The sequence below is a fragment of the Pedobacter steynii genome (assembly GCF_001721645.1).
GTDB lineage: Bacteria > Bacteroidota > Bacteroidia > Sphingobacteriales > Sphingobacteriaceae > Pedobacter > Pedobacter steynii_A.
In genome coordinates, this window is record NZ_CP017141.1 from 1,854,004 (window position 1) to 1,880,298 (window position 26,295).

At 39.5% G+C, this 26,295-nt stretch carries 22 protein-coding genes and 1 tRNA gene; 12 read left to right on the top strand and 11 right to left on the bottom strand.

Annotated elements, in window-relative coordinates:
- The first annotated feature begins 36 nt into the window (after positions 1 to 36).
- The gene (locus BFS30_RS07615; RefSeq protein WP_069378737.1) at positions 37 to 2,832 is read left to right on the top strand and encodes a 2-oxoglutarate dehydrogenase E1 component; all 2,796 of its coding nucleotides are present in this window, start codon (positions 37 to 39) and stop codon (positions 2,830 to 2,832) included.
- A gap of 19 nt (positions 2,833 to 2,851) precedes the next feature.
- A complete protein-coding gene (odhB, locus tag BFS30_RS07620; RefSeq protein ID WP_069378738.1) occupies positions 2,852 to 4,084 on the top strand; it encodes a 2-oxoglutarate dehydrogenase complex dihydrolipoyllysine-residue succinyltransferase in 1,233 nt (410 codons plus the stop codon).
- A gap of 71 nt (positions 4,085 to 4,155) precedes the next feature.
- On the opposite strand, the gene BFS30_RS07625 is transcribed toward odhB, so the two are convergent.
- From BFS30_RS07625 to BFS30_RS07635, 3 genes are all read right to left on the bottom strand, one after another.
- A complete protein-coding gene (locus BFS30_RS07625; protein WP_069378739.1) occupies positions 4,156 to 4,887 on the bottom strand; it encodes a head GIN domain-containing protein in 732 nt (243 codons plus the stop codon).
- A gap of 65 nt (positions 4,888 to 4,952) precedes the next feature.
- The gene (locus BFS30_RS07630) at positions 4,953 to 6,608 is read right to left on the bottom strand and encodes a M1 family metallopeptidase (protein WP_069378740.1); all 1,656 of its coding nucleotides are present in this window, start codon (positions 6,606 to 6,608) and stop codon (positions 4,953 to 4,955) included.
- 8 nt (positions 6,609 to 6,616) lie between these two features.
- Positions 6,617 to 8,494 (bottom strand): CocE/NonD family hydrolase, encoded by a 1,878-nt coding sequence (locus tag BFS30_RS07635; protein WP_069378741.1) that lies wholly within the window; start codon positions 8,492 to 8,494, stop codon positions 6,617 to 6,619.
- Positions 8,495 to 8,644: 150 nt separating this feature from the next.
- Here BFS30_RS07635 and lpdA point away from each other — a divergent pair, with 150 nt between their 5' ends.
- Positions 8,645 to 10,051 (top strand): dihydrolipoyl dehydrogenase, encoded by a 1,407-nt coding sequence (lpdA, locus tag BFS30_RS07640; RefSeq protein ID WP_069378742.1) that lies wholly within the window; start codon positions 8,645 to 8,647, stop codon positions 10,049 to 10,051.
- A 32-nt stretch (positions 10,052 to 10,083) separates the two neighbouring features.
- Here the strand turns inward: lpdA and BFS30_RS07645 are convergent, their stop codons facing one another.
- From BFS30_RS07645 to BFS30_RS07670, 6 genes are all read right to left on the bottom strand, one after another.
- Positions 10,084 to 10,902, bottom strand: coding sequence for a hypothetical protein (locus BFS30_RS07645; protein ID WP_069378743.1), 819 nt, complete (start codon positions 10,900 to 10,902; stop codon positions 10,084 to 10,086).
- Between the two features lie 97 nt (positions 10,903 to 10,999).
- Positions 11,000 to 14,194, bottom strand: a complete 3,195-nt coding sequence (locus BFS30_RS07650; RefSeq protein WP_069378744.1) for an efflux RND transporter permease subunit — start codon at positions 14,192 to 14,194, stop codon at positions 11,000 to 11,002.
- A gap of 37 nt (positions 14,195 to 14,231) precedes the next feature.
- Positions 14,232 to 15,296 (bottom strand): efflux RND transporter periplasmic adaptor subunit, encoded by a 1,065-nt coding sequence (locus tag BFS30_RS07655; protein ID WP_069378745.1) that lies wholly within the window; start codon positions 15,294 to 15,296, stop codon positions 14,232 to 14,234.
- Positions 15,293 to 16,651: a TolC family protein gene (locus tag BFS30_RS07660; protein ID WP_069378746.1), complete on the bottom strand. Its 1,359-nt coding sequence runs from the start codon at positions 16,649 to 16,651 to the stop codon at positions 15,293 to 15,295. The genes BFS30_RS07655 and BFS30_RS07660 overlap by 4 nt, the downstream gene beginning before the upstream one ends.
- A gap of 24 nt (positions 16,652 to 16,675) precedes the next feature.
- Positions 16,676 to 17,281: a TetR/AcrR family transcriptional regulator gene (locus BFS30_RS07665; RefSeq protein WP_069378747.1), complete on the bottom strand. Its 606-nt coding sequence runs from the start codon at positions 17,279 to 17,281 to the stop codon at positions 16,676 to 16,678.
- 115 nt (positions 17,282 to 17,396) lie between these two features.
- A complete protein-coding gene (locus tag BFS30_RS07670; RefSeq protein WP_069378748.1) occupies positions 17,397 to 18,005 on the bottom strand; it encodes a TetR/AcrR family transcriptional regulator in 609 nt (202 codons plus the stop codon).
- A 156-nt stretch (positions 18,006 to 18,161) separates the two neighbouring features.
- On the opposite strand from BFS30_RS07670, the gene murB reads away from it, so the two are divergent.
- The 4 genes from murB (at position 18,162) to BFS30_RS07690 (ending at position 20,909) form a co-directional block, all read left to right on the top strand.
- A complete protein-coding gene (gene murB / locus BFS30_RS07675; protein ID WP_069378749.1) occupies positions 18,162 to 19,178 on the top strand; it encodes a UDP-N-acetylmuramate dehydrogenase in 1,017 nt (338 codons plus the stop codon).
- Positions 19,179 to 19,348: 170 nt separating this feature from the next.
- Positions 19,349 to 19,879: an RNA polymerase sigma factor gene (locus BFS30_RS07680; RefSeq protein ID WP_069378750.1), complete on the top strand. Its 531-nt coding sequence runs from the start codon at positions 19,349 to 19,351 to the stop codon at positions 19,877 to 19,879.
- Between the two features lie 122 nt (positions 19,880 to 20,001).
- Positions 20,002 to 20,673 (top strand): lycopene cyclase domain-containing protein, encoded by a 672-nt coding sequence (locus tag BFS30_RS07685; protein ID WP_069378751.1) that lies wholly within the window; start codon positions 20,002 to 20,004, stop codon positions 20,671 to 20,673.
- Entirely contained in the window at positions 20,673 to 20,909 is a 237-nt protein-coding gene (locus BFS30_RS07690; protein WP_069378752.1) for a cytochrome b5 domain-containing protein, read from the top strand. Before BFS30_RS07685 ends, BFS30_RS07690 begins: the two co-directional genes overlap by 1 nt.
- A gap of 41 nt (positions 20,910 to 20,950) precedes the next feature.
- On the opposite strand, the gene BFS30_RS07695 is transcribed toward BFS30_RS07690, so the two are convergent.
- A complete protein-coding gene (locus tag BFS30_RS07695) occupies positions 20,951 to 21,871 on the bottom strand; it encodes a PfkB family carbohydrate kinase (protein ID WP_069378753.1) in 921 nt (306 codons plus the stop codon).
- A gap of 144 nt (positions 21,872 to 22,015) precedes the next feature.
- On the opposite strand from BFS30_RS07695, the gene BFS30_RS07700 reads away from it, so the two are divergent.
- From BFS30_RS07700 to BFS30_RS07710, 3 genes are all read left to right on the top strand, one after another.
- Positions 22,016 to 22,089 (top strand) — tRNA-Asn (locus tag BFS30_RS07700).
- A 237-nt stretch (positions 22,090 to 22,326) separates the two neighbouring features.
- On the top strand, positions 22,327 to 23,217 hold the full coding sequence (locus tag BFS30_RS07705; RefSeq protein WP_069378754.1) for a DUF3078 domain-containing protein: 891 nt from the start codon (positions 22,327 to 22,329) through the stop codon (positions 23,215 to 23,217).
- A gap of 2 nt (positions 23,218 to 23,219) precedes the next feature.
- Complete coding sequence (locus tag BFS30_RS07710; protein WP_069378755.1) at positions 23,220 to 23,549, top strand: DMT family transporter; 330 nt, start codon at positions 23,220 to 23,222, stop codon at positions 23,547 to 23,549.
- Positions 23,550 to 23,564: 15 nt separating this feature from the next.
- On the opposite strand, the gene BFS30_RS07715 is transcribed toward BFS30_RS07710, so the two are convergent.
- Positions 23,565 to 24,464, bottom strand: coding sequence for a LysR family transcriptional regulator (locus BFS30_RS07715; protein WP_069378756.1), 900 nt, complete (start codon positions 24,462 to 24,464; stop codon positions 23,565 to 23,567).
- A 115-nt stretch (positions 24,465 to 24,579) separates the two neighbouring features.
- Between BFS30_RS07715 and BFS30_RS07720 the strand changes: the two genes are divergently transcribed.
- Together BFS30_RS07720 and BFS30_RS07725 are read left to right on the top strand one after the other, a co-directional pair.
- Entirely contained in the window at positions 24,580 to 25,194 is a 615-nt protein-coding gene (locus tag BFS30_RS07720; protein WP_069378757.1) for an NAD(P)H-dependent oxidoreductase, read from the top strand.
- 16 nt (positions 25,195 to 25,210) lie between these two features.
- A complete protein-coding gene (locus tag BFS30_RS07725) occupies positions 25,211 to 26,200 on the top strand; it encodes an aldo/keto reductase (RefSeq protein ID WP_069382341.1) in 990 nt (329 codons plus the stop codon).
- Positions 26,201 to 26,295 lie beyond the last annotated feature (95 nt).

The following is a 26,295-nucleotide window of genomic DNA, read 5'->3' on the forward strand; positions in this document are numbered from 1 at the left end:
CCTAATTTTGCATCACTTATAGCATATTCACACATAATGGATAATTTATCTTATCTCAACGGCGCAAATGCCGAATACATAGAGTCCCTTTATCAAGCTTTTAAAGAAGATCCCAATTCGGTTGAATTTGGTTGGCAGAAATTTTTTGAAGGCTTCGACTTCGGTAGAGGCTCATCTCCGGAATCAGTAGGAGAAGAAACCCCTGAACATTTTCTAAAAGAGGTTAGTGTTTTAAACATGATCAATGGTTACCGTCAGCGTGGCCACTTGTTTACCCACACCAACCCGGTAAGAGAAAGACGTCAGCACCTGCCAACACTGGACCTGGAAAATTTTAACCTGTCTTCCGCTGATCTTGACACTGTTTTTAATTCAGGAGTTGAGTTGGGTATCGGAGCGGCGAAGCTAAGTGATATTGTAGCCTTCCTGAAGCAGACCTACTGTCGCTCAATTGGCGCTGAATATAAATATGTCCGTACTCCGGAAGTATTGTCGTGGATAGAGCACAAAATGGAAAGCGTGCGTAACACCCCGAACTTTTCTATTGAGGAGAAACGCCGAATCTTAAAAAAACTGAACGAAGCTGTAAGTTTCGAGAATTTCCTTGGAACAAAGTTTCTTGGTCAGAAGAGATTTTCTCTGGAAGGTGCAGAAGCTTTAATTCCTGCGCTGGACTCTGTTATTGAAAAAGGTGCAGAACTTGGAATTGAGGAATTTGTAATCGGAATGGCGCATCGTGGAAGGCTAAATGTTTTGGCTAACATTATGCAAAAAACCTATAAGGATATCTTTGCTGAGTTTGAAGGTAAAGGATATAGTGCTGCATCGCCTTTTGGTGGTGACGTAAAATACCATTTGGGTTACTCAACTGATGTGACCACTAACAACGGAAATAGTGTTCACCTGAGTCTATGTCCGAACCCTTCACATCTGGAAACAGTAAATGGAGTGGTTGAAGGAATGACCAGGTCTAAAATAGATTTTAAATATGGAGGTGATGATGCACGCATCGCACCAATTCTGATTCATGGTGATGCATCTGTAGCAGGTCAGGGAATTGTATATGAAGTAATTCAGATGGCAGGCCTTGATGGTTATAAAACCGGAGGCACCATTCACCTGATTATCAATAACCAGATTGGTTTTACCACAAACTTCAAAGACGCGCGTTCCAGCACTTATTGTACAGATATTGCAAAAGTAACTTTGTCTCCTGTTTTCCATGTAAATGGAGATGATGTGGAGGCTTTGGTTTATGCAATTAACCTGGCAATGGAATATCGTCAGAAATATAAAAATGATGTGTTCATTGACATTTTATGCTATCGCAGGTTCGGGCATAATGAGGCTGATGAACCAAAATTCACACAGCCACTATTGTATAAAGCGATAGAGCAACATGCCAATCCGCGTGATATCTATGTGCAGCAACTCATTAGTGAAGGTAAGCTTGAGGCAAGCATGGCAAAAGAAATGGAAAAAGAATTCCGTGGTATTTTGCAGGAACGTTTGAATGAAGCAAAAGAAATTACTTCTACTTATCAGGATGTTAAATTTGGTGGTGCCTGGGCAGATATGCGTCTGGCAACGGTACAGGATTTCGAAACTTCTCCAAATACAGCTGTTAAGAAAACAACTTTACTCGAAGTAGCAAAAAGAATCAGTACTTTACCTTCAGATAAAAAGTTCTTTAAGAAAATTGAAAAGCTTTTTGATGAACGTAGTAAAATGGCGAATACAACTCATGTATTTGACTGGGCTATGGGTGAACAACTGGCTTACGGTACTTTGCTGACAGAAGGTAAACGTGTTCGTTTAAGTGGTCAGGATGTGGAAAGGGGTACTTTTTCTCACCGTCATGCGGTATTAACCCTGGAGGATTCTGAAGAAGAATACATCCCATTAGCAAACATTTCTGAGCAACAGGCTCCTTTCGATATTTATAATTCACATTTATCGGAGTATGGAGTGTTAGGGTTTGAATATGGTTACGCGATGGCTAATCCGAATGCATTAACCATCTGGGAAGCGCAATTTGGAGATTTCTTTAATGGGGCACAGATTGTTGTGGATCAGTATATTGCAAGTGCTGAGACAAAATGGCAACGTGAAAATGGTTTGGTGATGTTATTGCCTCATGGTTATGAAGGACAAGGACCAGAGCATTCATCTGCACGTATTGAGCGTTTTATGGAACTTTGTGCTGATTACAATATGCAGGTAACCAATTGTACAACTCCTGCGAATTTCTTCCATGCAATCCGCAGGCAATTTAAACGCGATTTCAGAAAGCCGTTAGTGGTATTTACCCCGAAAAGTCTTTTACGTCATCCGCTTTGCGTTTCTAAACTTGAAGAATTTACCGATGGTAAATTCCAGGAGGTAATTGAAGATACCAATGTAAAAGCAGCAGCAGTAAACAGAGTATTATTCTGTAGTGGTAAAATTTACTACGAATTGCTGGAGAAACAACAAAAAGATCAGATTAAAGATGTAGCGATTGTCAGGGTGGAGCAGTTGTATCCAACTCCGTTAGCACAAATGGAAGCTGTATATAAAAAATATAAAAATGCTAAAGAAGCCGTTTGGGTTCAGGAAGAGCCTGAAAACATGGGCGCATGGCCATATTTGCTACGCAGATTAAGAAAAACTATCTTTAATGATATTGAAGTTATATCAAGAAAAGAAAGCAGCAGTACTGCATCGGGTTTTGCAAAACAACATGCAGATCAGCAAGCGTATATTTTGGCTAAATCTTTTGAAATGCCGGTGACGGAAACAGAGAAAGAGATTGCTAAGAAGTCTGTGAGTAAAGTTTATAATGTAGATTAGAAAATATAATACATCAGTTATGAGTATAGAAATAAAAGTTCCGCCAGTAGGCGAGTCGATCACCGAAGTTGTTTTATCACGATGGGTAAAAAATGACGGGGATGCAGTAGAAATGGATGAGGTAATTGCTGAACTGGAATCAGATAAAGCAACTTTTGAATTAACTGCAGAACAGGCCGGAACTTTAAAGACAGTGGCTAGTGAAGGAGATACATTAGCTATAGGTGCAGTAGTTTGTAAAATTGAAGACGGCGGCGCTGCTCCTAAATCTAAAGAAGAACCTGCGGCACCTGCAGCTGAAAAGGCTGTTGTTGCAGAAGATAAAAAAACAGCTCCTGTGGCTGAAAAATCTGGAGATAGCTATGCAACAGGCACTCCATCTCCATCAGCAGGAAAAATTCTTGCGGAGAAAGGTGTAGATACCGGATCTGTAAAAGGAACAGGTGTTAATGGAAGGATAACTAAAGAAGATGCATTAAATGCCGAAAAAGCACAGCCTAAGGCTGCTGCTCCTGTAGCTTCGGCTTCGGTTGCTGCTCCCGTTTCTGGTTCAAGAAATGAGCGTAGACAAAAAATGTCTCCATTGCGTAAAACAGTTGCAAAACGTTTGGTTGCGGTGAAAAACGAAACGGCAATGTTGACTACCTTTAATGAGGTTAACATGAAGCCAATCATGGATCTTCGCGGGAAATATAAAGATCAGTTTAAAGAAAAATACGGTGTTGGTTTAGGATTCATGAGTTTCTTTACTAAAGCTGTTTGTGAAGCAATGAAAGACTTTCCTGCAGTTAATGCAAGGATTGATGGGGAAGAATTGGTTTATAATGATTTCGTAGACATTTCAATCGCTGTTTCTGCACCTAAAGGATTGGTTGTTCCGATCATCCGAAATGCAGAAAGCCTAAGCCTTGCACAGATTGAGAAATCGGTAATAGAGCTGGCAACTAAAGCACGCGATAGCAAATTGACAATTGATGAAATGACAGGTGGAACATTTACAATCACCAATGGCGGTGTATTTGGTTCAATGATGTCTACACCAATCATCAATGCACCACAATCTGCCATTTTAGGAATGCACAATATCATTGAGCGTCCGATTGCGGAAAAAGGTGAAGTTGTGATTCGTCCGATGATGTATTTGGCCTTATCTTACGATCACCGTATCATTGATGGAAGAGAATCTGTTGGTTTCTTAGTAAGGGTAAAACAGTTATTGGAAGATCCTGCAAGATTACTGCTGGGTGTATAGCCAAAAATCTTAATGATAAAAAAAATCCCCGCTCATTTTTGAGCGGGGATTTTTTTTATGGTTTTATTTAGTTATCCCGCTTTTCTTACTTTTCCCGAGCCACCTATCGCTTTTGTCACTGTTGGATTTCCGGTATAATTTACATTCCCTGATCCTCCGATAGCAGCATTAATGGTTTTCTCCGCATTGATGTAGATATTTCCCGAACCGCTGATATGTGCATTCACGTCATCTGAGGAGAGGCTTTTTCCGGAAAAACTTCCTGAACCGCTAATGGCTACATCTGCTTTTTTTGCTTTACCTGAGAAGGTCAGGTTTCCTGATCCACTGATGGCAGCTTCCAGGCTCTGTGCGTTCACAGTTGCTTTGATGTTTCCTGAACCGCTTATTGCAGCGTTGAATTCATTTGCGTTCACCGTATTCTCTACTTCGATACTGCCGGAACCAGACATTGCTAAAGAGGTTAATTTCTTAACGGTAATGTAAGCCGTAATTTTGGAATTGCTGGATTTACCGAACCAGTTGCTCCGCGATTTTTTCGGTTTAATGGAAAGTACACCATTCTTTACTTCAGTAATTAGTTCAGATATAGCTTCCTGATCTCCCTCCAGTCGTAGGCTCTCGGTATTCCCGATCTTGACATAAGCTTTAATGGAACCGGAGATTCCGATCCCTGTGAAATTACTTACTTTTCTTTCTTCGTCAAGCAGACTGGAAGAGCTGATTCTGATTGGTTTTTCAGCTTTGCTGATGACAACAAGGCTGAAAAATGCAAATGTTAATATTAAGCTTAATTTTTTCATGTGGTTTAAGGTTTTCTATAAGACGCAAACCATATCCTGATTGTTGCAGGATTTATAAATAATTATTAAACTTTTTTTGTTTTAACATAAAAATTAGGATCTGCCTTGAAATTATCTTTATTGATTTGGCCATCTAATCCTATAGTTTTCCACTGTGTGGTAGGGTATATGGTGGAATAACCTTTGTCATTAAGCGTTACTTTTAAAGGCATATCGAAACCCTTTACGCAGGAAGTCCATCTATAGGAAAGTTTACCAGCCTCAGTTTTGTACTCCAGAACCGGAACCATAGTTGTTCTTAAGTATTGATCAAAAATCTTGTTTAACTTTAAGCCGCTTTGTTTCGTTATATAGTTCTCAATTTGCTGAGTAGTGACTGTCTGGTGATAGAAGGTTTTGTTCATACCTCTCAGAATTCCCCTAAATTTTTCGTCGTTATTGATGAGCTGTCTGATCAGGTGAACCAGATTTGCTCCTTTGGGATACATGTCTCCGGAACCTTCACGATTAACTCCATATTGGCCAATTACCGGAATGTCATTTGCAATACTTCTCCTGACGCCGATTACATACGCTGAACCGGCTTCTTTGCCCTGGTTAGATTCCGTAAATAAGGCCTCAGAGTAATTGGTGAACCCTTCATGAACCCACATGTCAGCAATATCTTTTGTGGTGATATTATTGCCGAACCATTCGTGCCCGCTTTCGTGAATGGTAATGAAATCAAATTTCATTCCCAACCCGGTTCCGGAAAGATCCCTGCCGAGATAGCCCTTTTTAAAGAGGTTTCCGTACGCTACGGCACTTTGGTGTTCCATGCCGAGGTGAGGGGCCTGAACGAGCTTATAGCCATCTTTATAAAAAGGATAGGGGCCGAACCAGTACTCAAATGATTTGAGCATAGGCTTAACATCGGCATCCCAGTGTGGGCGTGCTTTGGTGCTGTCCTCTTTTAATGACCAGTAATCTATAGAAAGTTTTCCGTTTTCTCCCTCATACTGGTCTGTCCAGTGTGCATACTTACCAATATAGAAACTTACGTTATAATTGTTGATCGGGTTTCCTACAAACCAATTGTACTTTGTATACCCGTCCTGTTGTTCTTCTGCACCTCTAAAGCGGCCATTGGAAATCTCCTGAAGCCCCTTAGGGACACTAACGCTAATCAGGATGCTATCTACCTCATCGCTTTGATGGTCTTTGTTTGGCCACCAGCTACTGGCCCCCAGACCCTGACAGGCTACAGATACCCAGGGGTTGCCGGATTTATCTTTGCTGAAAATAAACCCTCCGTCCCATGGCGGGGTTTTAGCAATGATCGGATTTCCGGAGTAAAACACGGTAAAGCTTTCTTTACTGCCTTTGTTAATATTTTGTTGGAAGTCAACAAAAACCGCATTGTGCTCCCTTTTAAAGGGTACATTTTTATTTTTATAAACAACTTTTTCTACTCTTAGATTCTCAAACAGGTCAAATTGTAATTTACTGAGATCACGGGTAGCTGTAAACCTGAATTCATTGCTCCCGGTAATGGATTTCTGGTCTATATCTATTTTTACGTCTAAGTGATAGTAATTGATATCGTAGCAGCTACGCAAAGGGCTGAGCGTTCCTCTCAGGCTATCAGCGCGGCTGGTTATGTTCTTTTCAGACATCAGCTGAGCGCTGCTAAACTGATTGAAGCTCAATAAGGCGAGGGTCAGATATAAAATCTTTTTCATGGTTCAGATTAGGGTTTTAATACGGTCAGGGATACGGAGGAAGGATTTAGTTCATCATGATAAATGCGGTGAACTGCCTTTTGAAAATCATCGTCTGATGCATGATAGATGTCTGTAAACTTTTGTGGGTTACGGTCTACCAGAGGGAACCAGGAATTTTGAACCTGAATCATAATCCTATGTCCTTTCTTGAAGGTGTGTGCGACATCAGGGATGCTATAATTGACCTTTGTGACTTTTCCCGGCACAAATGGCTCAGGCTTTTCAAAACTATTTCTGAACTTTCCACGCATGACCTCTCCACGTACCAGCATCTGATATCCACCCATAATGATGTTTTTGGGATTAGGTTCCATTGGAAGTGCATCTTCCGGATAAACATCGATTAGTTTAACTACATAATCTGCGTCTGTTCCTGAGGTAGAAACGACAAGATTAGCTGTAATTGGCCCTGTTAATGTAAAATCCTCGTCAAGCACTTCTGTTTGGAAAACTTGTACATCAGGTCTCCGTGCTGCAAAACGCTGATCGTCGATCATGTATTCTCTTGTTCTTCTGGCCTGTACACCATCCTGATAAGGGACCGGGTTGGCCGGATTACTTTCGTATTGGTTATAGCTGTTGGATACGTTAGGCTTCAGGAAGCTAAGCTTGCCTTCGGGCTGAAAGTAAAGTGTTTTGTTTTCCGTGTTCTTTGGTGGCCAGGTTTCAAAACCTTTCCATTCGTTACTTCCGGTAATGAAAATATTGGCTTCAGCAATTTTAGCGTCAGGGGCATCTTTCAGGTAGTGCATAAAAAATGGAAATTCCAGGTTCTTCTGATACCAGGTACTGGTTGGCTGTCCAAAGCTGATGTCTCCAAAACTCTCACCGGTTCCTCTGGCCCAGCCTCCATGGAACCATGGCCCCATTACAAGATTGTTTTTTGTAGTTGGGTTTTGTTTCTCTATTGCCTGGTAGGTATGTAATGCACCATAAGCATCTTCTGCATCAAAGAATCCCCCTACTACAAGTACAGCTGGTTTTATTCCAGTTAAATGTGGTCGGATGTTCATCGCCTTCCAGAAGGCATCATAATTGCCATGTGTCATGAGGTCATCCCAGAATTTGATGCTGTCGCCAAAATATTTTTGCTTTACATTTTTTAATGCACCAACATTCAGGTAAAAACGATAGTTATCGGTGATGGGATATTTAAAAGGTTTAGGACCTTTATCCGGAGTAATTGGTTTTGGCCTCGGAACACCGAACGAAGAGTAGAAGCTGAAAGCATCTGCCAGCATAAACGCGCCGTTATGATGAAAATCATCACCCATAAACCAATCGGTAACGGGGGCTTGTGGAGATACGGCTTTTAAGCCCTTATGTGCGCCGGGAAGAGCTGCAGTGGAGTAAAATCCAGGATAAGAAATGCCATAGATTCCTGCTTTACCATTGTTGTCAGGGATATTTTTGATAAGCCAGTCTATTGTATCGTAGGTGTCTGAGCTTTCATCAATATCTTTTTTTCCTTTTTTCTGATCCAGGTGTGGTCTCACATCAACAAATTCACCCTCGCTCATCCATTTTCCGCGAACATCCTGGTATACAAAAATGAATCCTTCTCTGAGAAATAAAGGAGAAGGGCCCAACGTCGTCTTGAACTTGTCTTCTCCGTAAGGAGAGACCGTATAAGGAGTACGGTTAATCATAAAGGGGTATTTTTTTCCTTTATGCTTGGGGATATAAATCGCGGTAAATAGTTTAATGCCATCGCGCATAGGAATATTGCGTTCGATCTTTGTGTAATTCTCACGTACATAGGCGGAATCTGATTGCTGGGCGAAGGCCGAAGTTCCTGCGAAAAGCAGGATCGGTACCAGCCAGGAAAATTTAAAGCGGGTCATGTTGGGTATCGGTTTTTATTGAAGCTTAAATATACAGAAAACGTCTGCTCATTTTAGTCATTGTAACATTAAAGATGAGGAAAGAATTGGAATTTGGGCTATTATTAGAGTAAGGTTTATTAACTTTGTGCAACAAAAAAAATCCTTTATATGCAATACGATGTAGTTGTTATTGGCTCGGGCCCGGGCGGTTATGTTGGAGCAATCAGATGTGCCCAACTAGGCTTAAAAACGGCAGTGATAGAAAAATATAAAACTTTCGGCGGTACCTGCTTAAATGTAGGTTGTATCCCGTCAAAAGCATTGTTAGACTCTTCAGAGCATTTTCACAATGCGGCACATACTTTCCAGACCCACGGTATTAACCTTAAAGATCTGAAAGTAGATATGCCACAGATGATTGCACGTAAGGATGATGTGGTAGCACAGAATACTGCCGGAATTCAGTATCTCTTCAAAAAGAATAAAATTGATTCTTTTCAGGGTTTGGGCTCTTTTGTCGATAAAAACACAATTAAAATCACAAAAGAAGATGGTACTACCGAAACGATAACCGCAAAGAATGTGATCATTGCATCGGGTTCTAAGCCTACTGCTTTACCTTTTTTACCAATTGATAAAAAAAGAATCATTACTTCAACTGAAGCATTGAACATTAAAGAGGTTCCTAAAGAAATGGTAGTGATCGGTGGCGGTGTAATCGGTTTAGAACTGGGATCAGTTTATGCACGCTTAGGCACTAAAGTGTCTGTAGTTGAATTTATGCCGGCTATTATTGGAACAATGGATGCTGGTTTAGGTAAAGAGCTTCAGCGCGTATTGAAGAAATCTTTGGGCATGGAATTCTACATGGGTCATAAAGTAACCGGTGCAACTGCTAAAGGCAAAAGAGTAACTGTGACTGCGGATAATGCAAAAGGAGAGCAGGTAAAACTGGAAGCTGATTATTGCATCGTAGCAGTAGGTCGTACCGCTTATACTGAAGGATTAGGATTAGAAAATATCGGCATCAAAACGGAAGAGCGTGGTAACAAGATCCCGGTAAATGCGCATCTTGAGACTGCTGTTCCCGGAGTATATGCAATTGGTGATGTGATTAAAGGGGCAATGCTTGCTCATAAAGCCGAAGATGAAGGAGTTTATGTTGCGGAGACTTTAGCCGGACAAAAACCACATATCAATTACAATCTGATTCCCGGTGTGGTTTATACCTGGCCGGAAGTTGCTTCAGTAGGATTTACAGAAGAACAACTGAAAGAACAAGGTACTGCCTATAAAGCAGGCTCGTTTCCTTTCAAAGCAAGTGGACGTGCAAAAGCAAGTATGGATACAGATGGTTTTGTAAAGGTTCTGGCTGATGCCAAAACTGATGAGATTCTAGGTGTGCATATGATTGGTCCACGTGCAGCTGATATGATTGCTGAGGCTGTTGTAGCGATGGAATTCCGTGCTTCAGCGGAGGATATTGCAAGAATTTGCCACGCACATCCAACATATACAGAAGCAATTAAAGAAGCGGCCATGGCTGCAACTGATAATAGAGCAATACACATGTAATCATTATGATTACTCATAAAAAAGGTCGCAGATTAATCTGCGGCCTTTTTTATGAGTTCTGGATAACTCTCTCTTAATGCCCTGACTCCGGCTTCTATCAACATTAAATTGTCTTCCAGGTGTCCGTGCTGAACTTCAACATTCAGATATGGAATATTATTCTTCATGGCATAAATCGAAAGGGATCCATCATCTTCTGCTTCCTGATGTTGAAGAACCACATTTACATTCTCTTTTTTTAGCTTGCTGAATAAAACCCTTTCTGTAACCAGGATTAGATCATCCGGATCCATCATCGGATTGACATGTACAGAGTCTGCGACATTTTCTAATTCAGCTCCGGGAAGATAAGAGGAGATTCCAAAACCTTCATCACCATTATTATGGAGCGTAAAAATGTAACCTAGCCTTGCGGGTTGATAAAAGTTCAGAATTTCTTTGGCAACTTCAGCGAGTTGATCAACAATGATCTGTTCATCAGCCTGTCCATATTTTTTAAGTCCGGTTGAAATACCTTCCCTGGAGTAGATGCTATTGGGATCAGTCTGATAATTCAGTCCTTCATAGCTGAATTCAAAATTTCTTTGCCCTCCATATTGGCAGTCAATGATGCTTCCTCCATTTAAACGGATGTAATCGAAAGCGGCTTTTACGCCTGTATCCTCATCATCATGAATAGCAAGAAAGCTGATTTTTTGAGCTCCGTATTTATATTTTACCAATTCAATAGAGCGATCGCTTAGTTCCAGAAAAGTGGAGTCCATAGTCATCCCTTCAAATACGGGAGGGTGCTGTGCACTTGAATTCAACCAGACACAAGTGAGTAAAGTTAATATCATATGCTTCATCATACCTGCAGTATAGCAAAACTCTGACCACTATTGCCTTGTAAAACAAAAAAGAGGAATCCAGACATGGATTCCTCTTTTTTATGATGAGGGAAGACGGTTAATGATGTCCGCCTTCCAGATCGTATTCTTTTACTTCTTTATGGTCGTAAGGCTCAGCAATCAGCTCTTCCATACTTTTGCCCTTTTTATTAAAGCCAAAGCGGTCCAGGATGCTGTCGAATACCTGGTACATCACCGGTACTACAATCAGCGTAAGGAATAATGAACTCGTTAGTCCACCTACGATTACCCATGCCAGACCATTTTTCCATTCCGCACCAGCACCACTTGCCAATGCGATAGGAAGCATACCGATTACCATGGCAATAGTTGTCATCAGGATCGGGCGCAAACGGGCATGATTGGCCAGAACAAGTGCCTCATGGGTTGTTTTTCCTTCTGCTTTCATCTGGTTCGTAAAATCGACCAGGATAATCGCATTCTTTGCTACCAAACCAATTAGCATAATTAAACCTAAAATGGTAAAGATACCCAATGAGTTATTGGTCAGTGCCAGGGCAAGTAGTGCTCCGATTACCGATAAAGGAATCGAGAACATCACCACGAACGGATAAACAAAACTGTCGTAAAGAGCTACCATGATCAGGTATACGAGGATAATGGAAGCCATTAAGGCGATTCCTAAGGTACCAAATCCTTCACTTTGGTTCTCCTGGTCACCAGCCCATACATAACTTACACCTACGGGTTTTTTCAGTTCGCCACTTTTCTCCATTTGATCTAACTTGTCCTGTAGTTCGGCTACGATTGTTCCTGTTGGCCTACCAATAGACTGTGCTTTTACGGAAACTGAAGTACTCTTATCTCGACGTTCCAGCTGACTTGGTCCGGCGCCTTCTTTAATATCTGCGAATTGCGATAGTTTTACCTGTTGCCCGGTCGAATTGATGAAAACAAGGTTTCTTACATCATCAATATCTTTACGGTTGAAAGTCTGGTAACGAATATTAATGTCGTATTCATATTCTCCTTTACGGTATTTACCATCTGTGTTTCCACTAAATGCAGTTTGCATCGTGGTACCAACAGTTTGTAAGGTTAATCCTAAAGCAGCCATTTTATCACGATCTACCTGAACATTAATCTCCGGACTACCTTTCTCTACCGAAAGTTTGATCTCTGCAGAACCCTGGATCTTGCTTAGTACCTTCATTGCACCTTCTGCATATTTCATGGCGCTATCCAGGTCTGAACCCATAACTACCATGTCAATAGGGGCATTTTCAGCAATACCTAAAATACTGATTGGCACTGTTTTTACTTTTGCTCCAACAAGGAATTTTGCCAGCTCACGACTTACTTTAGTCGCATAGATACTGGATTCGTCTTCACGTTCTTTACGCTCTACCAATTTAACATTGATCTCAGACTTATAGGCAGTTGCCTGAGTTCCTCCAAAGTCTCCACTGGATTGTCCTACTGTGGTGATCAATTGTATAATCTCTGGTTTTTTAGATAGGAAGGCCTCTGCCTGCTGAGTAACCTGGTTTGTTTTCTCAATAGAAGCATCTTTAGGCAATTCTATCTGTACCAGGAACTCCCCTTTATCACTCTTAGGGAAGAACTCTGTTCCGATGAAACCACCAATGGTTAGCCCACATGAACTAAGTAATAAAAGGAATACGCCAATTAAGGTAATCGCTTTATGGCGTAAAGTCCATTCTAAGATACCAGTTACCCAAACCGTGAATTTGTGTAGCTGACTTTCGAACCATAGGATAAAACGTCCGAACACATTTTTACCTTCAATCTTTTCCAGTTTACCAAAACGTGAAGACAATAGCGGAACGATGGTAAATGAGGTAACCAATGATAGGAGGGTAGCAATAATTACCACCACACAGAACTGGCGTAAAATGTTGGATACCAGTCCTGAACTTACCGCAATCGGGAAGAATACCACCACAATTACCAGGGTAATGGAAACAACAGTAAATCCGATTTCGCTGGTGGCATCGTATGCCGCACGAACTCTGTTTTTACCCATTTCCATGTGCCTGTATATATTTTCCAATACCACGATCGCATCATCCACAAGGATACCTACCACAAGGGAAAGTCCAAGTAATGACATCAGGTTCAAGGTATAGCCAAACAATCCGATTCCAATGAATGTAGCAATCAGGGATGCAGGAATGGAAACCATTACAATGGCCGCGTTACGTAAACTGTGCAGAAAGAACAACATCACAAAAGCTACGAGAATAATCGCAAGGATTAAATCGTGGATTACCGCATCGGCAGACTCCAATGTAAAGATGGAACTGTCGTTTACGATCAACATCTTTAGATCATTTGCCTTGTAGTCATTTTGAAGGGTCTCTACAATCTTATGCATTCCCTTACTTACTTCTACCGCATTCGCATCAGACTGCTTGATAATCTGAATGGCAATTGCACCTTTTCTATCGATACGCGCAATTTTTTCTACTTCCTTTTGTGCATCCTGAACATCGGCAACATCACTTAGTCTGATTTGTGCTCCTGCTTTACTGGTTGCGACAACCAAATTTCTCAACTCATCTATCGATTTATATTTACCAGATAAACGGATGAGTACGTCCTGATTTTCAGTCTTCACACTTCCTGTAGGGAAATCGAGATTGGAAGTTAAAATGGATTGTTGAATCTGTGGTACAGATAGGCCGTAACCTTGTATTTTGTCTGCATCCAGTCCGACTACGATCTCACGTTCCTGCCCACCTACCAGGTTGACCTGTGCTACCCCTGTAACCCTGGAAAGGATTGGAGCAATACGTTTATCAATTAAGTCGTAAAAAGCAGCATCGTCCATTTTTGCGGATGCTGACATGGTGATTACCGGTAAATCATCCAATGAGAACTTATTCAGGGATGGTGGTTTTACGTCCGTAGGTAAATCTGCAAGGATCGCATTTACTTTACGTTGAGCCTCATTTAATGATAAATCTACATTGGCTTTATCATTTAGGGTAATCGTCACTACGGATAAACTCTCATAAGATACTGCATTCAGCTTCTTAATGTTTTCCATAGAGGAGACCGCATCCTCAATCTTCTTGGTCACGGTATTTTCCACCTCATTTGGTGAAGCTCCCGGATATATTGTGGAAATGGATACTACGTTGTTCGAGAACTTTGGTAACAACTCGTAACTAAGCCCAAAGTAGCTCAATAATCCCATTAGCGTTAGTACGGTAAAAACCACAATAACGAGGGTTGGGCGCTTTATTGAAATTTCTGTTATTTTCATCAGAATGTATTTATATTTTTCATTGTAAAGGCCTATTCTATTTCACAGGAGCAACCGGGGTACCGTCAATAAGATTGATCTGACCGCTGGTAATTACTGTTTCACCTTCTTTCAGGCCGTCAAGGATTTCCACATTCTCTCCCAGAATTCTTCCAGCAACTACTTTACGTAATACTGCTTTATTTCCCTCTCCTAAAACGAAGATCTGGTTGCTGCTTACGCTACCTACAAATGAACCACGTGGAATGGTTAATGAAGGCGCCTGACTAGGGAACTTGAAGATGGCAGTACCATACATTCCTGCTTTAATCGTATTTTTCTTATTATTTTCCACCATGATCTCAATAGGGAAATTTAAAGAAGCATCTGCTTTGGCTGCAATGAAAGTAATTTTGCCAAGGTAATCGTCAGCAGGAAATACATTTGATTTAATTTGTACCTGATCGCCAACTTTAAGATTCGCTACCTGAGATTCATTTACACTTACTTTTAGTTTCAATCTCGAAACATCTACCAATTCAAACATTTGTGTACCCTGTGAATTTACAAAAGCACCTACCTCAATATATTTTTTGTTCACAATACCATTGATCGGAGATTTGATGTTGGCGTCGCTTACTCTTCTCTGACTGCTTTGCAACCTTAGTTTTGCATTTTGAACAGCCAATTTTGCCTGATCTAATTGTTGTTGGGTTACTCCACCTGTTTTGAATGAGCTGCTATATCTGGCTTCGTCTCTGATGGCATTCTGAAGGTTTGCTTCTGCAGTTTCTTTGTCTGTGTTTAAAATCTCTGCATCAATACGGGCTAAAGGTTGACCTTTAGTTACTCTATCACCTTCTTCTACATAGATTTTGGTTACACGTCCAGCATTTTCTGATAAGAAATTCAGCTCCTGATTAGGCGCAAATGTTCCGTTTGCACTAAAATCAAGGTTAATTGCTTGTCGTGCAATCACTGCAGTACGAACGCTGATTGCACCGCTACCTTGAGCTACTATTGCCGTTTTTGCCGCATTTTTCTTTTTATTGTTGCTTAATACCAGGAAGATTCCTGCTATGGCAAGTATGATTACTAAGGCTGTAATAATTCCTCTTTTCATTGTAGTAGTGATTTTATATTTCCGTTTGATTTGATTAATTGGATTTCGGCAATTTTATAGTTTAATAGTGCCTGGTTATAACTGTTCTGAGCTTGAGTAAGTGCATTCTCTGTATCTAAAAGGTCGGTCAATGCAGCAAGTCCATTATTATAGTTGTTTTGAGTGCTTTGGTAAATCTCCTGAGCAAGAATAACGTTCTGACGTTGAGCGTTAATAGTGCTCAGGTTGTCCCTTAATTTGATTTTTGCGTTTTCATACTCCACATTTAATGAGTTTTTCATCTGTCTGATATCTTCGTCGGCCTTTTTTAGATTTACATCAGCCTGACGTACTCTTGAGCGTGTGGCGAAACCATCAAATATAGGTACCTTTAAAGTAATGCCTATTGCAGCCATATCATACCAGTTTGCTGTACTTTTACCTTTGAATAAATCAAATTTATTGCTCACTCCATTATAGTTGTAATTGCTGTTCAAGGCAAGTGTAGGATAGTATTCGGATACTTTAGCTTTTCTGTCCAGTGTGTATAGCTCCTTTTGAACATTTGCAATTTTCAGTTCCGTTCTATTACTCATGTCCACAGATTCAGCAATTTCAGGCAAAGACTTTATCTCCGATAATTCTGTTTGAGGCAAAATGATCACTGTTTCTACTGGCATACCCATAGAGAATTTTAATTGATTTTCTAATTGAGTAATTCCATTTAACGTTTGTTCGCGCTGGGTTTGCAGATTGGTTAGATTTACCTTAATACGGTCGACATCAATCTTTTTAGCTAACCCATTTTTGTATTGATTTGAAATGATTTTTTCAACTACTTTAACATTTTTAATGTTGGTATCGATTACATTCAATTGTTGTCTGTTTACCAATACTGAATAATAATTGTTGGCCACCTGTTCAATGATTTGCTCTTCACTGAGCTGCGCATTTAACTTATAATAGCTTTCACTGGTTTTTGCAGCTTTCAGGCCGGTAAAAACAGTTTGATTAAATAGTTGTTGGTTAAGTTGCAAACCTGCTCCTGCGTTGTACTTTGTTCCGGCTTTAGCCAGAATTACCTCTCCTGGTCTGTTCAGAAATTCTCCAGGCAATACAATACTTTGAACAATCACGTTGTCTGTCAGACTTGCACTTCCGGTAAGCTGTGGTAGGGCCTGAGCTCTGATCTCCTGAGTTTTATATTTTCCTCCATCTACATCAAGGTTTGCTTTTCGTACCGAAACTGCGTTCTGAACGGCGTAATTTAATGCATCCTTAAGACTCAGCGTTTGTTGCGCCCTTGCTGCATTCGATAATAACAATCCCAACAGCAGTAGCGGAATCAATCTTACCTGTTTAATTATAGTATTCATGTTTATGATAATTTGTGGTCTGTTTTATTTTAATCCTTTGATAAATATTTTTGATAAGCTGAGTTGTTTCTCTAATATGCCTTTCATATCTTTTTTACTTGGGAACAATTCTTTATTTCCATGAAGAAGACATAGTGAAGTAATTCCTGCAAGACTGTCCAGGTATAATTCTGCCATTTTATTCACCTCACAGGGGGCAATTTCTCCATCTTCAACTGCTCGCTGTAATATTGCCGCATGAAGGCTTTCATTTTTTGCTTTCATCTTCATAAAGGATTCTCTTAGTTCATCTGAATTGAGAGAAGCATCCGGACTGCCACCAGAGAGGTGAAGCATATAATATTTCTGAAAAAAACGATGTCTGACCTCAACAAAAGCAGCCAGACGTTCTTCTACGGTACTCTTTGCAAACTGATCTTTTTCTAAGATTTCGAAGTAATCAGAGAAAATTTTATCAATTACCCCCAACACCAGACTGCTTTTATCCGGAAAATAATAATACAAGGAAGGCTTGGATACCGATAGATCATCGGCAATTTCATTCATTGTGGTCTTATTAATACCATAATGGATAAACCGTTTTATCGCCCCATCAATAATCAGCTCCCTTTTTTTATCTGTCTCTACCATTCTACTTTTTTACTTTCTGACTTTTTTCTTTGAACGGTCAAAAATACTGCCATATTTTGGCAACGAAAACTTTAATATGAAAATCATATAAAAGTTACAAAAAAATGACGAAAATTTATTGCTTTATTTTTAGTCCGTTAAGAAAAATGTCGGCAAACATTTTTTCTTTGGCAAAGATCTGTTTGAACTGTTCTTTTCCCGGGAACATGCTCTTGTCTTTAGAAAGGATATTGAAATGAATGCCTGATAAGGCGTCAATGAATATTTCAGTGGCTAATTTTGTGTCTGAAATCACAAATTCTTTATTGGTTACCCCCCGGCTAAACAATGATCCGATAATAATGAATTCAAAGGTTCTGGCTTTATGAAACTTTTCTGCCAGGTTGTCTGGTAACTCATTCCCAATGATTTGGCTGGACTCCAGGATATTGTAATATTTTTGAATAAAGGCTTGTCGCTTCTGTAGTAGTTTAAGTACACCCTCGGTTGCTGTCTTTGTTTTGTCAACGGATTTGACCAGATCTCTGCTGATGATTTGCATCAGGTGTTCTATGGCACTTACGTATAAACTCAGTTTATCAGGGAAATAATAGTAAAGTAATGCTTTTGAAAATGAGATGTCTTTTGCGATTTCTGTCATGGTTGTTTTTGATAAACCATAATGAGCAAAACGCTTTAATGCAGCCTCAATAATTAAAATTCTCTTCTTATCCTGATTTTCCATACAAATTCTAGTATTCCCCCTTCTGTAGTACCTTGTTTATGATTTAAACAATCGAGACGAAAAATAGACAAAATTTTTAAATATTTATTTAAACATGTTTATTACACTCCTTAACAATTACATTTGTAGCCTATAGCAAATCAGTTCGTTTTATCTATGACCATCTTCCAGGAAAATATCTCATTAAAACCTTATAATACATTTAGTATACCTGCCAACACTCATTATTTTGTGGAAGTGCTTACAGAATCAGCACTGGAGGAGTTGTTGAATTCTAAGCTCATTAAGGAGCAACCGCTGCTGATTCTGGGTGGTGGAAGTAATCTTTTATTTACTAAAGACTTTGATGGTCTGGTCATCAAGATGAGTATTCCGGGAATTTCAGCTGAGGTTCATGGGGAGACAGTTATTGTTACTGCCGGCGCAGGTGTGGTCTGGAATGATTTTGTAACCTATTGTGTGCAAAATGATTTTGCCGGGGTAGAAAACCTGAGTCTGATCCCCGGAACAGTAGGAGCTTCGCCGATACAAAATATCGGTGCCTATGGTGTAGAACTTAAAGATGTATTTGAGTCCTGCTCAGCCTATGAGATTGCTACGGGAAAACGCAGGGAATTTAGTCATCAGGACTGCCATTTTGGATATAGGGACAGTATATTTAAAAATGAACTGAAGGGTAAGTATATCATTACAGAAGTAAGTTTCAGGTTAAGCAGGATAGCCAGTATCAATACACAATATGGAGCCATTCAGGAAGAGTTGGCTAAAAGAGGAGTTTCTGCTCCAACAATTGCTGATGTATCTTCAGTAGTCTCCCATATCCGGGTAAGTAAGCTCCCTGATCCTTCTACAATTGGTAATGCCGGAAGCTTTTTTAAGAACCCTGTAATTGAACAGCAAGACTTCCTGAAAATCTTTGAAAAATTCCCGGAACTGGTTCATTATCCGGCTGGAAACGGTAAAGTTAAACTTGCAGCTGGCTGGTTAATAGAGCAATGTGGATTTAAGGGTAAGGTTGTCGGACAAACAGGTACCTGGAAAAATCAAGCCCTTGTACTGGTCAATCATGGACAGGCGAGCGGACAAGAAGTGTATAGTTTTTCAGAAAATATAATAGATACAGTAGAGGCCAGATTTGGTGTCAGACTGGAAAGAGAAGTAAATATTCTGTGACATAGCCCTCCCGGTCATTGTCAACCCTAAAAAACAATTTGTTAACATTAGGATTGATTTTTTGGTACATATGTTGTATAGCATTTGGTGTGTAAGATTAAACAAAGTTTGAGCGCCACTCCTAAAAAGCTTTGTTGGTTTGCTTTTTTAACCTTAAAACTTAAAACATTATGACAAAAAATGAATTCAACCTCCAGTTAAACGACCATTCGGTTTCTTTGCAGTCATTCGCTTTAAATTTTACGAAAGACATTGAGGATGCAAACGACCTAGTACAAGATACGATGCTTAAAGCGGTAACGTATTACAGTAAGTTTAAAGAAGGTACAAACCTTAAAGGATGGTTGTTTACCATCATGAAAAACACCTTCATTAACAATTATAGGCGTTTGGTGAAAACAAATGCATTAATCACCAAATCAGACGACATTTCTTCAGCCAATCTGCACTATAGTGCTGCAAAAAATACAAGCGATAGTAAGTTTGTTATTGGTGATATCAATAAAGCGCTTGCAACGCTTCAGCCAGAATATTACGTTCCTTTCATTAAATATTTTGAAGGGTATAAATACCATGAAATCGCAGAAATGCTGGAAATTCCAATAGGTACAGTAAAAACCAGGATACATGTGGCCCGCCAGATCCTTAAGAAATATCTGAAAACCTATTCTAAAGAAATTTTGGGTGCAGAACTGGTATAGCACCTGCCGGAGGTATTTAAAAAGCGATTTAACTCTATTGTTAAATCGCTTTTTTTATGCTGTAAAAAGATAATTGGTAAACGCCGTCAAAATCATATTTTTGGGCCTAACTAATTACATAAATGAATTTTACTTATCTGTTCCTGGTACTTGGTATACTAGTCATTCCGATAGTGCTGCTTTTTATTAAAAAGGCAAATTTTAGCCAGGTTATAAAGTTTGCTATTCCTGCAGCTGTAATTGCCGGACTCGTATTTTCCATGTTTGCCACGCTATTGGTACTTATGGGTAGCTGGACTTTCATTCCAGATTGCCTTACCGGTATATTCCTCTGGAAAATTCCTATTGAAGAATTTCTTTTTTCAATTGCTATGTGTCTGGCTGGACTTGGTGTTTATGTGACCCTAAATGCCTTCTTCCCTAGTAATTTTTTAGACAAATTCAGTCTTTCTTTTAGTAACCTGATCATGGGGGTCTGTATTGCCATGCTCATTTTTACATATACAAAATGGTATAGTGCAATTTCATTCGGAGCACTGTTTACTTTGATTTTTTATGTGGAATACCTTAATAAACTTCGGTTTACCTATAAATTTTATAGAGGATACCTCGCCTCATTGGTCCTTTTCTATATGGCCTATGGCGTGATTTCAACACTACCTGTGATTTCTTATTCGGAAGTAATCAATTTAAAACTTGGCGCAATTCCTTTTGAAAGTCATTTTTATTTTATGGGAATGTCGCTGATGAGTGTTTATTTATTCGAACTCTTAAAGAGTAAGGCTAAAGCATAATGGGATTGCCTGTTTATACCCGGCAACAGCTGGCACTGAGGAATGGTCAGGATAAACCTCAGATCTGGGTGGCTTACCAGGGGTTGATTTATGATGTGACGGAAAGTCGTTTATGGCGTAATGGTAAACATTATGAACATTGGGCCGGACAGGACCTTACTGACGAACTGCCGGATGCACCACATACAGCTAGTGTTTTTGAAAAATTTACAGCAATAGGAAGACTATATAGTTAAACAAAGAAGAGCTTTAAGCTCTTCCTTGTTTAGTTTGATATTTATGCTTCGATGCTGAAAGCACTTAGCTTTACGAATTCCTGAATACGATCCGCTACTTCTTCTTCTGTCAGATTCAGAATTTTCTCTGTTCCAAATTTTTCTACACAGAAAGAGGCAAGAGCTGAACCAAAGATGATGGCATTTTTCATGTTATTGAAATTAATCGTTCCTACTTTTGCCATGTAGCCAATAAAGCCTCCTGCAAAGGTGTCACCAGCTCCTGTTGGATCAAATACCTCTGCCAATGGCAATGCTGGTGCAGAGAATATCTTGTCTTCATGGAATAATAATGCACCATGTTCTCCTTTTTTAATGATCAGATATTTAGGTCCCATTGTTAAAATCTTCTTAGCTGCTTTAACCAAAGAGTATTCACCTGAAAGCTGACGGGCTTCTTCATCGTTAATCGTTAATACATCTACTAATTTAAGCGTTTCCAGAAGGTCATCCATCATGATGTCCATCCAGAAATTCATCGTATCCAGCACGATTAATTTAGGTCTGTTTTTCAAACGTTCAATTACGGTGCGTTGTACGATAGGAGTAAGGTTTCCTAACATCAGGTATTCACAATCCTGATAATTTTCCGGAATGATCGGGTCAAAATCAGCTAATACATTTAATTCAGTTGCCAGAGTGTCCCTGCTGTTCATGTCGTTGTGGTACTTTCCTGACCAGAAGAAAGATTTCTCTCCTTCTTTTATCTGTAATCCTTCGGTGTCAATTCCATGTTCAGTAAATGCATCAATGTCTTCTTTATGAAAATCATCACCAACAACAGCAACAATTTTCACCTTATTGTAGAAGTAAGACGCGGCTAAACTTGCGTATGTGGCGGCTCCTCCAACTATTTTATCCGTTTTTCCGAAGGGAGTTTCAATAGCATCAAATGCTACAGTCCCTATGATTATCAGGCTCATAGATATTTTTTTAAAATTATTTTCAAATATTTCGCTACAAATATTGCATAAATAAATTAAAACCCCTAATATTGCATTCCCAAAACGAACGAAACTTAATGTTGTTTAAGACTTCAAAAAGCCGTTTTTTTGGATAGCCAGTACTCCCGAGTAGCTCAGCTGGTTAGAGCATCTGACTGTTAATCAGAGGGTCACTGGTTCGAGCCCAGTCTCGGGAGCCCAATTAAAAGCCTTTCAGTTTTCACTGAAAGGCTTTTTTTGTTTCCATGATCTGAGATCTCGGATCCAGTAAAAGTTTGAGAATGCCATTTGTCACGGACTTAAAAAGCCCTTTAATAAAGTATAGCCAGGTAACACGATAGAAAAACCTCAGGAGCAGCCGATCTGTTGCAAAATAAATTTGTAATTTCACGGCACTACACTTCTATTTATCGTTAATATATTAATCATTACCTATGAAAAAAACAGTTTTACTATTAATCATCTCCTGCTTTGGCTTAGTGAGTTATGCTCAGGAGCCTGCCGCAGTGGATACCACAAAAAGATGGACCATTCATGGAGAAAATACTTTTTTAATTAATCAGAGTTCCTTTTCCAACTGGGCTGCAGGCGGAGTAAATGCTTTTGCGGGAAATTTGCTTTTTAATTACGATTTCAATTATAAGAAAGATAAATGGAGCTGGGATAACAAAGCAATTCTTGGATTTGGATTGAGCAAACAGGAAGATGTTGGCGTTCGTAAGAACGATGATAAGATCATCCTGAACAGTTTAGTGGGGTATAAGGCTGCTCAGTATTGGCTATATACTTTTTACGCTAACTTTCAAACTCAGTTTGCAACCGGTTATGATTATTCTACGACTCCTAAAAGAAAAATATCAAGGGCTTTCGCTCCTGCTTATCTTATTTTTGGTCCTGGTTTTGCCTACAAGCGTTCCGATAATTTCAGAATTAACATTTCTCCGGCGGCATCAAGGATTGTCATTGTTACAGATAAGGCGCTAAATTCTCAGGAGGGCGGCGCATTTGGCGTTAAACAAGGGAAGACAACGGATTTCCAGTTTGGAGCCTCTTTAGATGCTTATTATAAAGTAAACCTGATGGAAAATATCAGCTTTGAAAATATCCTGAAATTATATGCTAATTATCTAGACAAACCGCAAAATGTGGTTACTGATTATACGGGTAATCTTTTTATGAAAGTGAATAAGTTTGTTACTGTAAATGCCGGGGTACAATTAATCTATGATGATAAAACTGAGATCATTAGAAAAAATGGTGTTGATAAAGGTCCAGCCCTCCAGGTGAAACAGATTTTTGGAGCCGGACTGACTTATAAATTCTAAGCATGAAATTTATCTATTTATTTGTAGCGATTATTGCGGAAGTAATCGCTACAAGTGCTTTAAAGGCTTCCGAACAATTCTCTAAAACCATCCCCTCTATCATTGTGGTTGCAGGCTATGTCGTTGCATTCTACTTTCTTAGCCTTACCCTCAAAACGATTCCTGTAGGTATAGCTTATGCTTTATGGTCTGGAGTTGGTATCGTGTTGGTTTCAGCTGCCAGCTATTTTTTTTATCACCAAAAACTGGATTTACCGGCTATGATTGGAATCGGATTAATCATTATCGGAGTGATTGTGATCAATGTATTTTCTAAATCGGCAGTACATTAAATGCCAAAAGAAAACTTATACGACCATCTCTTTGATAAAAATATCCTGAACGGTTTTGATCTCTTCCGCGTATATGGTCTTTTTACGGGTAGAAAAATAAAGTGTATTTTCAATTACGTCCTTCCCCTCCCAGATCACCTTGATATTTCCGCTTTCTATCTCTTTTCTGCATAAAAAGTCGGGAATGATTGCCACTCCATTCTGTCCACTAATGCAACGCACAATAGAACTCAGGTTAGGAACAATATAGTTTGGCTTAAAATCTGGTCTTTTGTTGAAGTTGAGGTGCCAGAATCGTCTTAAGTGCTCCATGTCTGCAGTGGTACCATACCAGGTTTGCTTTTTAAGCCAGTACTGAATATCTGCCATGTTCTCCTTTTTGATCAGCTCATCAAACGCTTCTGTAGGTGTTTCCTTACCGCCTACAAGTACGATTTTTTCTTTCGAGAAAGGAAGGTGGTTGATATTATTTGAATCTCCTTTTTGTGGGGTAATGATTAAATCAAGAATACCGTTGTCCAGATCGCTCAGCATTTCAGGATATTCTCCAAACTTGATGATGACATTAAACGGAAGTGTTGGGAGGTAAGACTCTAAAGTAAACTGAAAAGTCTCAAAACACATTCCGATACTGATTGTAGGTGTGTCTTTTTCTGTGCTCTTATGAAAATGATGCTCTGCCGCTTCCAGCTTGGTCACTGCATCCAGCACATAATTGTAAAGTACCTTACCCCGTTCTGTAGATACCATTCTTCTCGAAGTTCTGTCGAACAGTTTATAGCCTACGTAGGCCTCAAGAGAATTCAGATGGAGACTAACGCCCGGCTGAGAAATGTACAATATTTCAGCTGCCCCGGTTAAGGTACCCGTTTCATAAATTGCTTTAAATGTTCTGAACCACTCTAAATTAACCATGATATCTTGTATTATAATTATGATACAAAGCTATGATTTAAGTTATTTTAATTATACATAGTCTTGCCATAATTTTGTGGTCACAATAAAACAATAAAAAGAGGAGATACATAAAATGAAAATATTTATCATAAACGGCGGACAGGTTTTTGGTCATTCAGGTGGTCGTTTTAATGCAACTATAACCGCAGAAACCATTGCTTTCTTTGAAAGTCAGCCTGGATTTGAACTGAAAACAACAAGTATAAATGACGACTATAATCCCCTGGAAGAAGTCGAAAAGTACAGCTGGGCAGATGTAGTTATTTATCATACGCCTATCTGGTGGTTTCAGGTGCCCCATGGGTTGAAAAAATACATTGATGTTGTTTTTACAGCTGGTCATAATAAAGGTATTTATAAAAGTGATGGCCGTTCTGCTGATAATCCAAAGATCAATTATGGTACAGGAGGGATGTTACATGGAAAAAAATACATGTTAACCACTTCCTGGAATGCACCTAAGGAAGCTTTCACATTACCCGGAGAGTTTTTTAATGAAAAGAGTGTGGACGAAGGACCTCTGTTTGGCTTTCATAGAATGAATGCATTTACCGGGATGAAACCTTTATCCGGGATCCATTTTCATGATGTGGAAAAAAATGCAGCTATCCAAACCGATTTAAAACGCTATAGAGCGCATTTAGAGCAGACTTTTGTGGCTGAATTACAAGAAGATTATAATTTATAATAATAGAAATACAGAAATGGAATATAGAAAATTAGGTAAATCAGACCTGGAGCTCTCGACAATAACTTATGGTGCTTTCGCGATTGGCGGGACCATGTGGGGAGGAAATGAAAAACAAAATTCAATAGATGCCATTCATGCATCTTTAGATCATGGCATCAGTACCCTGGATACTGCTCCTTTTTATGGATTTGGTTTGAGTGAAGAACTGATTGGTGAAGCAATAAAAGGGAAAGACAGGAGTAAAATACAGATCCTTAATAAATTTGGCCTGGTATGGGATCAAAGTAATCACGGTAAAGGAGAACATTTCTTTGATGCAGAGGACAATGGGAGGCGCGTACCAATTTACAAATACGCTGCTAAAGCAAATGTAATCAAGGAATTGGAAGAAAGTCTAAAACGTCTGGGTACGGATTATATAGATCTACTCCAATTGCATTGGCCAGATGCAACCACTCCTATTGAAGAAACGATGGAAGCCATGGAATTATTGATTCAGCAAGGTAAAATCAGAGCGGCTGGGGTGAGTAATTATAATCTTAATCAGATGAAAACGGCTAATGAGGCTATCGGGCTATCTTCCAATCAGCTGGCCTATAGTATGCTCAACAGAAGCATCGCTGATGATATCATTCCTTATGCAATGGATAATGATATTTCGATTATTGCTTACAGCCCGCTGGAAAGAGGATTGCTAACCGGAAAGTACTTCAAAGATGCAACTCTAAAAGCAAATGATCACCGAAGCGGCTATTTTGGTCAGTTCGATGCGGAAAAGGTGAAAAGTTTCCTGGCAGCTATCCAGCCCGTCGCTGATGAAAAAAATGCGTCCTTATCTCAGTTGGTTTTGCGTTGGACAACTCTTCAGCCCGGAATTACGATCGTACTGGCTGGTGCCAGAGATGCCAGTCAGGCGATAGATAATGCCAAAGCAATGGAAATTGCTTTTAAAAGAGATGAAATTGATTACATCAATGAACAATTGAATAAAATTAGTTTTTAGTGAAACAACGATGTCGAAACAGTGCGGTTCCTTTAGAGACCGTACTGTTTCTATTTGGCGCTAATGTGCTTTATGCTTCATAAACCTAAGATTTA